General features: G+C 70.1%; 15 protein-coding genes. 7 read left to right on the forward strand and 8 right to left on the reverse strand.

Translation table 11 applies throughout. The annotated features are described in order from the left end of the window. Positions 1 to 161 precede the first annotated feature (161 nt). Positions 162 to 608: a hypothetical protein gene (locus tag FM051_RS34250; RefSeq protein ID WP_158850767.1), complete on the forward strand. Its 447-nt coding sequence runs from the start codon at positions 162 to 164 to the stop codon at positions 606 to 608. 580 nt (positions 609 to 1188) lie between these two features. Here FM051_RS34250 and FM051_RS34255 read toward each other — a convergent pair. Further along, complete coding sequence (locus FM051_RS34255; protein ID WP_202919163.1) at positions 1189 to 2061, reverse strand: UvrD-helicase domain-containing protein; 873 nt, start codon at positions 2059 to 2061, stop codon at positions 1189 to 1191. Positions 2062 to 2199: 138 nt separating this feature from the next. Here FM051_RS34255 and FM051_RS34260 point away from each other — a divergent pair, with 138 nt between their 5' ends. From FM051_RS34260 to cutA, 3 genes are read left to right on the forward strand one after another with little or no spacing between them, the layout of a single operon-like run. Beyond that, positions 2200 to 2985, forward strand: coding sequence for a carbon-nitrogen hydrolase family protein (locus FM051_RS34260; RefSeq protein WP_202919164.1), 786 nt, complete (start codon positions 2200 to 2202; stop codon positions 2983 to 2985). Position 2986: 1 nt separating this feature from the next. Beyond that, on the forward strand, positions 2987 to 3814 hold the full coding sequence (locus tag FM051_RS34265) for an SDR family NAD(P)-dependent oxidoreductase (RefSeq protein WP_158850771.1): 828 nt from the start codon (positions 2987 to 2989) through the stop codon (positions 3812 to 3814). A gap of 28 nt (positions 3815 to 3842) precedes the next feature. Then, the gene (gene cutA / locus FM051_RS34270) at positions 3843 to 4169 is read left to right on the forward strand and encodes a divalent-cation tolerance protein CutA (protein WP_158850773.1); all 327 of its coding nucleotides are present in this window, start codon (positions 3843 to 3845) and stop codon (positions 4167 to 4169) included. Here the strand turns inward: cutA and FM051_RS34275 are convergent. Beyond that, positions 4153 to 5418 (reverse strand): helix-turn-helix domain-containing protein, encoded by a 1266-nt coding sequence (locus FM051_RS34275; protein WP_158850775.1) that lies wholly within the window; start codon positions 5416 to 5418, stop codon positions 4153 to 4155. The genes cutA and FM051_RS34275 overlap by 17 nt on opposite strands. A gap of 159 nt (positions 5419 to 5577) precedes the next feature. Here FM051_RS34275 and FM051_RS50845 point away from each other — a divergent pair, with 159 nt between their 5' ends. Then, positions 5578 to 6033: a hypothetical protein gene (locus FM051_RS50845; protein WP_202919165.1), complete on the forward strand. Its 456-nt coding sequence runs from the start codon at positions 5578 to 5580 to the stop codon at positions 6031 to 6033. A 7-nt stretch (positions 6034 to 6040) separates the two neighbouring features. On the opposite strand, the gene FM051_RS34285 is transcribed toward FM051_RS50845, so the two are convergent. From FM051_RS34285 to FM051_RS34295, 3 genes are read right to left on the reverse strand one after another with little or no spacing between them, the layout of a single operon-like run. Then, entirely contained in the window at positions 6041 to 6871 is an 831-nt protein-coding gene (locus FM051_RS34285) for an ABC transporter ATP-binding protein (RefSeq protein ID WP_158851051.1), read from the reverse strand. 2 nt (positions 6872 to 6873) lie between these two features. Next, positions 6874 to 7902, reverse strand: a complete 1029-nt coding sequence (locus FM051_RS34290) for a FecCD family ABC transporter permease (RefSeq protein WP_238412859.1) — start codon at positions 7900 to 7902, stop codon at positions 6874 to 6876. A 10-nt stretch (positions 7903 to 7912) separates the two neighbouring features. Then, on the reverse strand, positions 7913 to 8914 hold the full coding sequence (locus FM051_RS34295; RefSeq protein WP_202919166.1) for a FecCD family ABC transporter permease: 1002 nt from the start codon (positions 8912 to 8914) through the stop codon (positions 7913 to 7915). Between the two features lie 74 nt (positions 8915 to 8988). Here FM051_RS34295 and FM051_RS34300 point away from each other — a divergent pair, with 74 nt between their 5' ends. Continuing rightward, positions 8989 to 9525, forward strand: a complete 537-nt coding sequence (locus FM051_RS34300) for a hypothetical protein (protein WP_158850779.1) — start codon at positions 8989 to 8991, stop codon at positions 9523 to 9525. A 696-nt stretch (positions 9526 to 10221) separates the two neighbouring features. Here FM051_RS34300 and FM051_RS34305 read toward each other — a convergent pair. Then, positions 10222 to 10635 (reverse strand): DUF1304 domain-containing protein, encoded by a 414-nt coding sequence (locus tag FM051_RS34305; RefSeq protein ID WP_238412860.1) that lies wholly within the window; start codon positions 10633 to 10635, stop codon positions 10222 to 10224. After that, a complete protein-coding gene (locus FM051_RS34310; protein WP_158850781.1) occupies positions 10623 to 11075 on the reverse strand; it encodes a cupin domain-containing protein in 453 nt (150 codons plus the stop codon). The genes FM051_RS34305 and FM051_RS34310 overlap by 13 nt, the downstream gene beginning before the upstream one ends. An 88-nt stretch (positions 11076 to 11163) precedes the next feature. On the opposite strand from FM051_RS34310, the gene FM051_RS34315 reads away from it, so the two are divergent. After that, entirely contained in the window at positions 11164 to 12195 is a 1032-nt protein-coding gene (locus tag FM051_RS34315; RefSeq protein ID WP_158850783.1) for a helix-turn-helix transcriptional regulator, read from the forward strand. A gap of 40 nt (positions 12196 to 12235) precedes the next feature. Here the strand turns inward: FM051_RS34315 and FM051_RS34320 are convergent, their stop codons facing one another. Next, positions 12236 to 12958 (reverse strand): hypothetical protein, encoded by a 723-nt coding sequence (locus FM051_RS34320; RefSeq protein ID WP_238412861.1) that lies wholly within the window; start codon positions 12956 to 12958, stop codon positions 12236 to 12238. Between the last annotated feature and the right edge of the window lie 29 nt (positions 12959 to 12987).

Raw genomic sequence — 12987 nt, forward strand, 5'->3', positions numbered from 1 at the left:
GCGCACCGACCCCACCCAAGCTACCCAAATCCGCCTGGATCAACGAACCACCCCAAGAAAACGAGGAGACAGAACACGAAACAGAACAAGCAGCCTGAACTGTCTCAACACCATTGACAGGTTCCGAACGGCGCATCAAGGAAGGCGAAGCACGCGCACACGTGCTGCCGCGCCTGGAGGACCTCGCCACGACCGTGGACGGCTCGGGCGTCACGATCACCGTGCACTTCACGAAGAAGCAGGACGGCGCACCGGTGCGCTTCGTCGCGGACGCGTCGGTACCCGCGGCGGCGATCCGGGAGGTCGACATCCAGGAGCGATTCCACCACTCCCCTGGCGAACTGGCTCACGCGCTCGGGCTGTCGGCGCCGAAGAGCCTCGCACTCCGACGACACCTGGGCATCGACAGCGATCCGTCCTGCTGCCACAGATTCACTCGAGGCCGCATGAGCTGGCTCGGGTTCTCGGACAAAGCCCGAAACCGGATGCGCGAGGCCCTGAGGTCGGTCGACATGGCAGCGGTCTGGAGCGCCCACGGCTCGCCGTTGCGCAGCCGCTCTGTGCCCTGCCTCGACGCTACCTGCCATGCGATCAAGGAATCCGCTTGAACGGTACCGATTTCCTGAACGAGGTATTGGATCGCCTTGCGCAACCTGTTGGTCTTTGCCGCGCGAGCGGGAGTGACCCGGGCTGACCAGCCATGGCGACACCAAGCTGTACGCTTTCCCCGCGCGGGCAGGGTGGTCCCGGCTGCACGTCGTGCTCACGTGCGGCAGCGCTGCCTTCCCCACTCAAGCGGGAGTGGTCTGCGGCCACCCGACGATCACCAGATCGACCTGACCGTCTTCCACGCGCGAGCGGAGGTGATCTCCCCAGACCGCCCGCGAGCAAGTCGAGCAAGTTCGGGACCGCGCCTTCCCGCGCAAGCGGAGCATCCACGCGCCAGCTCCCCCGATCATGCGGCGGTCGCGCGCTCTGACCCCACTACCTCGACCAACCGCCGGGCGCGTCGCGTGCCGATCCGAAGACGCCTGAGAAGCGTCTCAGCCGAGATCGGACGTCGATGTGTCTCCCAGCGACGAGCGTCCTCCAACCGAGCCCGGCGCAGAAGAGCATCCGCCACGTCGGCACGGCGGATGCGAATCCGCCGATCCGCTTCGGTGCTGAACGTGGCAGGCTGCGCCACGCCTATCGCATCGCCGCACTCGACAGGGCGCTCCATGCGATCTCGACAGGCCTGCTCCGCTGGAGATTTGCTCCACAAAGGACCGTCCAGACGCCCACTCCCCGCCTCGCTGAGGTGTACCGACGGTGACCGTGCCAGAAGACTTGTGTGGGACGTGTCCCACCTGTACAGGTCGGCGTATGCGCTGTTAGATTGCGGTTGTGACTCCCGACCTTCACCTTGAAGGTGGGTCGAGTCCCACAGATGGGTGTTTGATACACCGTGTAGAGCAGGTAGGCGACGCGGTGCAGGGCCACCGCCGTCTTCCCGGTGCCCGGCCCGCCCTCGATCACCAGGACGCCCCGGTGCGGCAGCCGGATCACCTCGTCCTGCTCGGCCTGGATCGTGGCCACGGTGTCCCGCATCGTGTCCGACCTGGGCGCGTTCAACGCGTCGAGCAGTGCTTTCGAGGTGAACTGGAGTTCGCCGTCGTGGAAGCTCTCCAGGTGCCTGCCCTTGGTGTGGAAATGACGCCTGAGCACCACTCCTTCGGGGTTTGCCGCGGTCGCGGTGTAGAACGGACGTGCGGTCGGTGCGCGCCAGTCCGTCAACAACGGCTCGTAGTCGTTCTCGGTGTCGAACAGACCGATCCGGCCGACGTAGGTGCGCTCGTCGGCGGTGTCGATGCGGCCGAAGCACAGGCCGTCGCCCGCCACCTTCAGGCGGCTGACCTGGTCGGACAGCGTGCGGACGGCTACTTCGCGGTGCCAGCGCTGTTCGTGGGAGTCTCGGAGTGCGGCGTCGAGTTCGGCTTGTGCGGCGGTTCGTTCCCGGTCGAGCCGGTCGTGCAGGAACGCGATCCGCTCCCGTTCGGCGGACAATTCCCCGGTTGTCACGCTTGCCCCCTGTGATATACTGGGACCGTCTTGAATCCGCCATTCCCAGGCGAAGTCAACCCTTATGTTTACCACATTTCCCGGCTCGTTTCCCGGTAACGCCTTCGCGCCGGGATTCCGCGTGGAATGATCGGTCGCGTGGAATCCGACAAGTTGGTGGTCGCCGTCGCGCAGCACGCGCCCGTGCCCGGTGACGTCGCGGAGAACGCGCGTCGCGCGGCCACGACGGTCGCCGTCGCGGCGGACTCGGGCGCGAGGCTGCTGCTGTTCCCCCTGTTGTCGTTGACCGGCTACGACCTGGCCCGGCTCACCGACTCGGCGTGCTGGGTCACCGCCGAGGACCCCCGGTTGGACGTCGTCCGGGAGGCGAGCCGGGCACACGGGGTGACGACCGTGGTCGGCGCGGCGTGGCTCGGGCCGGACGGCGATCGGCTGCTGGCGTCGCTGGCGCTGTCGCCGGACGGCTCGGTCGAGGTGGTCGGCAAGCGTTACCTGCACCGGGACGAGCGGGAGCTGTTCGAGCCGGGCGTGTCCTCGCCACTGCTGGAGATCGACGGCTGGCGGATCGCCCTGGCGGTCTGCTACGACGCCGCGGCGCCCGAGCACGCGCTGGAGATGGCGGGGAAGGGCGCGGACGTCTACGCCGTGTCGGCGTTGTACACGGAGGGGCAGGAACGGCGGCTGGACGTGCACCCGGCGGCCCGTGCGATGGACCACCGGATGTACGCGCTGGTGGGGAACCTCGCGGGCGCGGGTGCCGGTTGGCGTTCGTGCGGCGGCAGCGGGGTGTGGCACCCGGACGGGCGTCGCCTGGTCGAGGCGGGGCTCGGCCCGCAGGTCGTGGTCGCCGTGCTGGAGCGGGCCGAGCTCGACCGGCTGCGCGCCGACGACGCGAAGGCCGGCTACCGGGGTCAGGTCGGCTGACATGGGTGTTCTGGACGGCAAGGCGGTGATCGTGACCGGTGCCGGTCGCGGGTTGGGCGAGGCGTACGCGCGGCACGCGGCGGCCGAGGGCGCCCAAGTCGTGGTGAACGACATCAAGGGTGCGCCTTCGGTCGCGGCGTCGATCGTGGCGGCGGGCGGTCTGGCCGTGGCGCACACCGGTTCGGTGGCGGACCCCTTGGCCGCGTCGGCCGTCGTGGATCTGTGCCTGTCCTCGTTCGGGCAGGTGGACGGCCTGGTGAACAACGCCGGCATCACGCACTTCGCCGAGCCGTGGGAGGACGAGCCCGACATCCTGCGCTCGGTGATCGAGGTGAACGTGCTCGGCACGATGTACTGCGGCACGGCGGCGGCGAAGGTCATGCGGGGCGGGTCGATCGTGAACGTCGTGTCCGGTGCGATGCTCGGCCGTGCCGACGCCGCCGCCTATTCGGCGTCCAAGGGCGCGATCGCGTCGGTGACGATGTCGTGGGCGGCATCGTTGGCGGCACGGAACGTACGCGTGAACGCGGTCGCACCGCTCGCGTGGACACCGATGATGGACACCGATCCGCGGGCCGACCAGATCAGCTCACCCGACCAGACACCGGACAAGATGGCCCCGCTGGTCACCTACCTGCTCAGCGACCTCGCCGCGGATGTCACCGGCCAACTGATCCGGTTCCTGCCGGACAAGCTGCACGTCATCTCGCAGTACGCGGTGAAGCACCCCGTCCTGGCGCGGGACTCGTGGGACGTCGAGGGCATAGCCGCCGCCTTCGCCACCGACCTGACCCCCGAGCCACCGGGCCGCGTCAGGTGGCGGGTGTGACTTCGTCCAGCTCTTTAGGCTGGCTGTCATGAACGACTTCCTTCAAGTCACCACCACGACCGACACCCGTGACGCAGCGGCAAAGCTGGCACAGTCGGCCGTCACAGCCCGGCTGGCAGCAGGTGCACAGGTGAGCGGACCGGTGACGTCGTTCTTCTGGCACCTCGGCGAAGAAGGACAAGGCGAAGAGTGGCAAGTGACCCTCAAGACCACTGCCGCGCGTTATCCCGATCTGGAAGCGCGCTTGCGCGCCGAGCACCCCTGGGACAACCCGGAGATCACGGCTGTCCCCTTGGTGACCGGTTCGGCCGACTACTTCGCCTGGTTGCGCAAGACAGTCACGCCCGAGCGGTAAGCCCGTCAGCAGCGTCGAGGGTCGTGGCGACGGCCGGAAGGCTCCGGTGTCGCCGCAACCGACCGGCCACCTCGGCTATCCGGACGGCCGGACGAACCGACCCCAGGCCACTGGCCAACTCGGTGGCGCGCATGGTGACGACGGCCGCCTGCTCGACCTCACCCGCGTCCACGTACGCATGCGCCAACGACGTCAGGTACATGGACTTGTCGCGGGCGTGAGTGTCCGAGTAGCGCGACAACACGCCTTCGAGCACCGGCACCGCCCGCAATGGACGGCGAAGCCGTGTCCAGCAACGGCCCGCCATGATCTGCAGCTCGTCCTCGTCCACCCAGTACACCCAATCAGGCTCAGGCCTGTCACTTGGGACGCGAAGCGCTTCGTCAGCTTGCGCCAACGCACGTTCGGTCTCTTGCGCCTGGCCGGCGACAGCGTGAGTCCACGCCAAGCGCTCCAGGAGCAACGCTCGAACCCGCGGCGTCGCGGTGGCCTGTGCCGTGGCGTAGGAAGCCGTCGCCATCTCGACACTGGGTCGTTCAACGCTCACTCGCTGGTAGGCCAGGAATGAAAGGGCATTGCCGGCGAGTGCGGCGTCCTCGGCTTCCTTGGCTGCTTCCAAGCTGGTGAGGTAGTGCTCCTCGGCTTCGCGGTGCATCCCGGCATCGAAGGCCGCCCAGCCGGCGAGTTGCGCTTGCTCGGCAATGACCACCGTGCACGCCTGGCGCTGAGCACTCGTCATGCCTGCAACCCGCACGAGCCGACTGGTCTGGTACAGCTCTTGGGCGTAGAGCCGGTATGTGTCAGCGCCACCCAAGAAGTCGTCCAACCGGCGCAGCCGCGCTGTGCGGGCCAGGAGCTGCTCGGTGTGGGCCGCTCCGATGCGTCGGCCACCAGCCGACAGTGGCACCGCCGGCAGTGAAGCTGCCAGACCGGCCAACGTGCCTAGAAACGCCCGTCGGTGCACGTCGCCTCCTTCAGGCCGTGGTTCACCTCGACTCAGCCGCCGCTGGGCCTTCGCCGCCGCGACAGCGCGACGAAGCTCAGCCACGGGGACGGAGAGGCTGTTGGCGTAGTGCTGCTGCCAGTACGGCGTCAGCAGCCTGGCCTCGGACTCCCACCTCGACACTTCGTTGCGCGTAACCGCACGGCCCGCGAGTTCGGAGAGCACTTCGGCCTGTTCGCTCTGCGAGCGCCCAAGCACCTGCCGCTGCCGGCGCAGCAACGGTCCGATACTCAGCGGCTCGTGCATGGTTCCATCCTGAAGGGTGAGCAAGCCCGGCCACACCAGTCTGGCCACCTGCTCTGGCCACTCCAAGCGGATGGCCACCTGTCGCGGCGACTCCGCCCGAACGGACGAACCGCTTGGCTCGGACTCAAGCGCCACTCCTCCATCAGAAAAGGCGAAACAGTGCCGAGCAGTACGCCGGGCACCCGGCAGAACACATTGCAAGCCGCATTGGATTACGCCGCGTTCGGCTGGCCGGTCGTCCCCGGAGCCGTCTGGCACGACGGAGGCTTCGCCGACCCGGCCGACGAGCAGCCGGTCGCCGATCCGTGCCTCCGGCCGGTCGAAGCCGCCACCACCGACGCCGCGCTGGTTCACGAGCTGGCGGCGGACGAGGCCCCACGGCTGTTCGCCATCGTGGAGGAGTACGGCGAGCGGGAAGGCGCCCGTGTCGCGGGCTACGGCGTGGCCTTCGAGGACCGCGCCGAGGTCGACTCCGTGGAAGGCGGCTTCCACCTCAGCTCCGAAAGCGCCGAGAGGGCACGCACCCTGTTCGAGATCAGCTCCCGATCGACAGGGACACGGCGCGCGCACTTGGTCTGGCCGGACGAGACGACCACCGTGGCGCGGCAGGACTGATGGCCGGTCACGCTCCAGAGGTCTGTGTGACGCGCTGCCTGCGCAGCGGCACGATCAGCGGTGTTTCGGTCTCCGGGTCGGCGATCACCCGGCACGGCAGGCCGAACACGTCCTCGACCAGTTCGGCGGTCACGATGTCGGCGGGGTTGCCCTGCGCGACCACGCCCACGCCGGGTTTCATGGCGATCAGGTGGGTGGCGTAGCGGCACGCCTGGTTCAGGTCGTGCAGCACGGCGACGAGGGTGTGGTTGCCGTCCTCGTGCAGGTTCGCGCACAGGTCCAGCACCTCGATCTGGTGCGCGATGTCGAGGAACGTGGTCGGCTCGTCCAGCAGCAGGATCGACGTCTGCTGGGCGAGCACCATGGCCAGCCACACGCGTTGCCGCTGGCCGCCGGACAGTTCGTCGACCAGCCGGTCGGCCAGGTCGTGCACGCCGGTCAGCCTCATCGCCTCCGCGGTCACCGCCTCGTCCTCGGTGGACCACTGCCGCAGCAGCCGCTGGTGCGGGTACCGGCCGCGGGCGACGAGTTCGCCGACGGTGATGCCGCCGGGCGCGATGGAGGTCTGCGGCAGCAGGCCGAGGCGGCGGGCGACATCCTTGGAGCGGTACGACGAGATCACCTCGCCGTCCAGGTACACGGCGCCGGTGCGGGGCTTGAGCATCCGCGCCAGTGCTTTGAGGACGGTGGACTTGCCGCAGGCGTTGGGGCCCACGATGACGGTGAACGAGCCGTCCGGGATCTCGACGTCCAATCCGGACACGACGACGCGTTCGTCGTAGGACAGCGTCAGATCCGAACCTCGCAGTCGTCCGGTTGTCGGCTCCGCCTTTGGCATTGTCACGTCCCGCTCCCCTTCCGCCACTCGTGGGCCAGCAGCCACACCAGGTAGAGCCCGCCGATCGCGCCGGTCGCGATGCCGACCGGGAGCTGGGTCGTCGGGAACAGCCGTTGCACCGCGAAGTCGCTGACGACCAGCAGCAGGCCGCCCATCAGGGCCGAGGCGACCAGGCCGGGACCCGACGCGCCGGTGAGCCGTCGGGCCAACTGCGGCGCGGCCAGGGCCACGAAGCTGATCGGACCGGCGGCGGCGGTGGCGACGGCGGCCAGGCCGACGCTCACCACGAGCAGGGCCAGGCGGGTGCGCTCGGCGTTCACGCCCAGGCCGGTCGCGGCGCTGTCGCCCATCTCCAGCAGCGCCAGGCGGCGGCCGAGGACCAGCGCGCACGGCAGCAGCACGGCGAGGACGGCGGCGACGACCTGGGCCTCGTCCCAGCCCCGGTTGTTCAGGCCGCCGACCAGCCACGTCTGCGCGGCCAACGCGCTCTCCAGGGTGGCGCGGGTGATCAGGTAGGAGTTGACCGCGAGCATCATGGCGCTCACGCCGATGCCGATGAGCACCAGCCGGAAGCCCTGCACGCCCTGCTTGAACGCCAGCAGGTAGACGGCGGCGGACGTGAGCAGGCCGACGGCGGTGGCGCCGAGCGCGGTGGCCGTCATGCTGCCCTGCACGAGCACGATCACCGCGATCGCGCCGGTGGCCGCGCCCTGCGTGAAGCCGATGATGTCGGGGCTGGCCAACGGGTTGCGGGACAGGCTCTGCAGGATCGCGCCGCTGAGCGCGAGCGCCGCGCCGACCAGCAGGCCGGTGATCAGGCGCGGCAGCCGGAGGGTGAAGATGACGAAGTCGGCGTAGCCGTCGCCGTTGCCGGAGAACGTGGCCAGCACTTCACCGATGGTCAGCGGGAAGTCGCCGGTGACCATGGTGGCGACGGCGGCGGCCACGGTCAGCGCCGCCATGGCCGTGCTCACGAGCAGGGCGCGTTCGCTGAACCGGAGCGAGACGGCCGGGGTGCGGATGGTCCTCACAGGGTCGTCCTCACAGCGTGGCCAGCTTCCGCCGGCGGCACAGCGCGATGAACACGGGCGCGCCGATGAACGCGGTGATGATGCCGACCTCCATCTCCTGCGGCGCGATGATCACCCGGCCGACGATGTCCGAGCCGAGCAGCAGGATCGGCGAGAGGACCGCGGAGAACGCCAGCACCCAGCGCTGATCGCTGCCGCCGATCATCCGGGCCACGTGCGGCACGGTCAGGCCGACGAACGAGATCGGCCCGGCGGCGGCGGTCGCGGCGCCCGCCATGAGCGTGACGGAGAGGACGCCGAACGCGCGGGTGCGGTTGACGTTCGCGCCCAGCGCCTTGCCGGTGTGGTCGCCGAGGGCCAGCACGTTGAGGTTCCGCGCGAGCAGGAACGCGATCAGGATGCCGGGCAGCACGAACGGCGAGATCTGGCCGATGAGCTGGAAGTCGCGGCCGGCGAGCGAGCCGACGTTCCAGAACCGGAACGAGTCGAACGTGTGCGTGAAGAGCAGCAGGATCGCCGAGACGTAGGCGAGGAGAACGGCGGTCAGCGCCGCGCCGCTGAGCACCAGCCGGTCCGGTGTGGCCGTGCCCCGGCCGGCCGCGCCGAGCACGTAGACGACGGTCGCCGTGCCCGCCGCGCCGGCCAACGCGAACCAGACGTAGCCGGTGGGGCTGGTGATGCCGAAGAACGCGATGGCGGACACGATCGCCGCCGCCGCACCCATGTTCACGCCGAGCAGGCCGGGATCGGCGAGCGGGTTGCGGGTCAGCGCCTGCATCACCGCGCCGGACAGCCCGAGCGCCGCGCCGACCAGCAGGCCGAGGGCGGCCCGGGGGACGCGGACGTCGCGGACGATCGCCGCGTCGCCGGTGCCGTCGTCGGCGAGGAGGAGGGAGAAGGTGTCGGTGAACGGGATGCTCTTGGTGCCGATCCAGAGGCTGAGCAGGACGACCAGGCCCAGCACTCCGATCGACACCAGCAAGGCGCCCCCTCGCACCGCTTCGCGCGACACCCACACCTCCCGGAAGTTTAGGTAAGGCTAACCGACACTCTAGGCGAGTGGATCGTGCGGTTAGCCTCGGGCGCGTGGGCGAGGGACGCACGGACGTGGGAGCTGACGCGGGAGTTGACGCGGAAGCGGATCGGTGGCGGCGGCTGGCGGCGCTGTTGCCACCGGATCGGGCGCGGGAGGTCGTCGACTGCTGGGACATCGGCGAGCAGGAGGCCGGTTTGGACCGGCTGGTCTCGGGCCTGGTGGAGGGTGGGGTGGCGATCAGCGCGGACGACCACGCGCGGATAGCGGTCACCGCGGAGGTCTGGGGCGTGCGGGAGGCCGTCGAACCGGTCCTGCGCCGATGCCGTTCGCGTGCCGGGGGCGATGTGCGGGTGATCGAGGACGGCGAGGCGATGGGCGGTGAGCCGTTCGGCCTGGCGGATCTCGTCGTGGTCCCGTGGATCGCCTGCACCCGCTGTGGGCGGCTACTCGGCCGCGCCCACCGCCGCGAACCGTGGGGCGACCTGTCCTACCTGCCACTGCACTACGTGCTGTTCACACCGGTGCGACTGTTCGGCCCGGAGTCGGCCTGGGAGGCGTTCACCGCCCTGACCGCCTGCGACCGGTAGTGCCGACGCCGCCTTCCGGACCACGGACGGCGGGCTTTGACGAAAACATCATCGGCCTGACGGTTCAGGTAGACTGGCTTTGACCAGCGCTTTTACCTGCCGATGCTGTACACGATCGGGTGATCATGGCCCGGGGACGTACGGAAAACACTGTTATCGGCCGACTCAAACGTCGGTTGAAACAACGAGGACCGCGACCAACCACCTCTGCCCCGCCGAAGCCGCTCAACCAGGACGCCGCGAAACCAGGCCCCACGGAACCAGGACGCCGCGGACCCCAGGACACCGCCGACCGGTCCTGCGTGCCGGTCCTGCGTGGACAACACCGGCCGCGTGGCCGCGTTCCCGGCCGCAAGGCGCGCGGCATGGTGTGAGGTGAGGTGCCCGGCATGGTGGTGACCGAACTGGGCCACCCGGGACTGGGCCACCCCACCCGCGCCTCGGCCTGCCGTGCAGGCGGCCGGGCGCGTCAGGCGGCCGGGCGCGGTGGAGTCGCCGGCTCGGGAGTCGCCGGCTCGACAACTCGGCAAGGAGGGCGCGGGCAACCCCGAGATGCTCGCGTTCTCCGGCGGCGCTCCGGCGGCGCGAAGCCCGACCCGGTGCTGTGCCGGCCCGCCCCTGTGCCGGCCGGAGCAGCCGGAGCAGCCCCGGTGACCGGCACCGTCGAGCCTGGTCACGTCAGCGTCAATGCCCTGGTCACGTCAGCGTCAACGCGATGATCGCGACCAGTGGCGGGACGAGTTGGGCGATCGTGCCGACGACGCCGGCGCCCTTCGGGCGGCTCATCGCGAGCCGGTCCGACACGCCCAGACCGACGCCCGCCAACGCCATGAACCAGCACGTGTAGAGCACCAGTGCGCGGCCGATCGTCTCCTCGCCGGTGTTCGCCGCGATCAGGCCGATGACCGTCCCGGACGCCGGCAGCAGGTTGTAGATGCCCACGTTGAACGCCCACATCCGGACCGGCTCGACGTCCTCGCTCGGGACCTTGAACACGTCCCGGTGCACGCCGGGCCGCCGGAACAGCAGCGTCTCCCACGCGAACGCCAGCAGGTGCACCGCCACCGCCACCCCGGCGGCGACCTGCGCGACGACGTTCACGACGGCCACTCCCCCACCGTGACCCCGTGCCGTGCGACCAGGTCCGGGAGCCGCGGAGCCACGTCCTCCAGCGGCGTGCCGGCGGGCACGGCCTGGTCGATGTCGCGGAAGAACCGGCCCAGCGCGTCGGTCAGGCTGATCGCCAGGAACTGCACGGACCGCGTGTGCACGGTGAACGTGTTCGAGGCCCCCGACGGGATGGCGATGGACGAACCGGGGCCCATGTCGTAGACCTCGCCGTCCACCAGCACGGCCATCCGACCGTGCAGCACGTAGTACGTCTTGGCCCACGGCTCGCGGTGCGGCGGCATGGTCGGGCCGCGTTGCGCGTCGACCTCGAACACTTCGTAGGCGCCGTCGGTGTGCACGGCGTCGACCTTGACGGTGATCTTGGCGTCCGGCGAGTTCAGCTCGATGCCGTCGCCGGCGGTGCTCAGGTGTGTCTTCATGACCCGACGGTAGGAACCGTCCACCGGGCCCCTCCATCCCGGAAATGTGGGATGTCGGCACCCCCGGAACGGGGCGCATACTCCGTCCATGTGGGAAGGTCGTGCGATCGGCGCGCGGCGTGAGATCGCCGCACTCGCCTCGGCGGGCCTCGGGGTCGCCGAACTGCACCGGGCCGCCATCGACGTGGTCGAACGGGTCGTGCCCACCGAGCTGACCTGCTGGGCGTCGCTGGACCCGGACACCGCCGTGATCAGCTCGATGACCAGCGGCCCCACCAGCATCCCGGTCCAGTACGAGCCGTTGCTGGCCGGCTACGAGTACGGCGGGGCCGAGCCGCACACGTTCGCCGAGCTGGCCCGTCGCCCCGAACCGGTGGCGCTGCTGTCGGACGTGCCGCACCGGGACGTCGCGCACAGCGGTCGGCTCAACGAGGTGTGGCGTCCGCTCGGCCTCGGTCACGAGCTGCGCGCGGTGTTCCGGGTGGACGGCACGTGCTGGGGCGCGGCGGGCATGGTGCGGCGCGGTGACTTCACCGACCGGGAGACCGAGTTCGTCGCCTCCGTGGCGCCGGCGATCGCCGGCGCGACCAGGGTGGCGGTGCGGTGCGGGAACTACCGGTCCGGTGGTGAGCCGGCGATCGTGGTGGTCGGTCGGGACGGCGCGCAACGCGCGGCCACGTCCGCCGCCCGGTCGTGGCGGGAGGAGTTGGACGAGATCGCGCCCGGCCGGTTCGCGGTGATGTTGCGGGCCGTGGTGGTCGGCGCGCGGTCCAGCGGGTCCGGCACGTTCCGGGCCCGCGTGCGCGACGCGTCCGGCGGCTGGATCCTGTTCCAGGCGAGCAGGTTGATCTCCGAGGACGACGACGAGACGGTGGTGACCGTCGAACGGGCGTCCGGCAGTGAGCTGCTCGGCCTGCTGTTGGCCGCCTACGGTCTCACGCCCCGTGAACGCGAGGTGTGCCACGAGGTCATCGCGGGACGTTCCACCTCGGACATCGCGGCCCGGCTCGTCATCTCCGCGCACACCGTGCAGGACCACCTGAAGTCGGTGTTCGGCAAGGTCGACGTGCGCAGCCGGGGCGAGCTGGTCGCGCGGCTCCGGCCGGAGGAACACCGTTGACCACACGCCCCCGCAGCCCGGCCGCGGGGGCGTGCCCAGGTCATGAGGTGCGGGTCGTGCGTTCTTCGGTGAGGGTGATCTGGCCGGTGACGTAGTGGCTGTAGACGCCGAAGTCCATCGGCCTGCCCACCGGCGTGTCGGTCTCGGCGAAGCTGCGCCCGTCGTGACGCCCGCCGAACGTCACCGTGAACGCCCGCGTGACCGCCCGGTCCTGCGGCGGCACCGCGCTCGGCGGGAAGATCTCGTCCGAGCCCCACGTGTACCGGTCGCGGTACGGGTGGGAGACGCGTTCGAACGTGTTCTCCAGGATCGTGCCCGTCGCCGGGATCGTGATGAGCACGCCGCGCGTCCCGTCGGCGAAGGCGGCGTTGAACACGGCGACGTCGGCCGATCCGGTCGGGTAGAGCTCGGCCGTGCCGCCGCCGACCCGTGAGCCCGCCGGGCAGGCCCCGACGCCGTCCCGCTCGATCGTCGTGCGGTCGCAGGTCGGGAACGCGGTGGTGTTGAAGCGGACCGAGTCGTCGAACAGGAACACGAACCGGCGCGGCGCGGCGGGCTTCTCCCCCGACTCGGTCCAGCGGCGGGTCTTGAACTCCAGCAGGACGCCCTTGCCGCCGTCCGTGGTGACGTCGACCGCGCCGTCCTCGATGTTCGTCGGGCCGGGCACGTCCGGCTGGTGGGGCAGTCGCGGGCCGGCGGGCGCCGGGTCCGCGATCGGACAGGCGAGCGTGGCGATCAGCAGCGTGCTCAGGACGAATCCCATGGTTGGCCTCCCCTGGGGTGTCTTTTCGA

Origin of the sequence: Saccharothrix deserti (genome assembly GCF_009769385.1) — a bacterium.
GTDB lineage: Bacteria > Actinomycetota > Actinomycetes > Mycobacteriales > Pseudonocardiaceae > Actinosynnema > Actinosynnema deserti.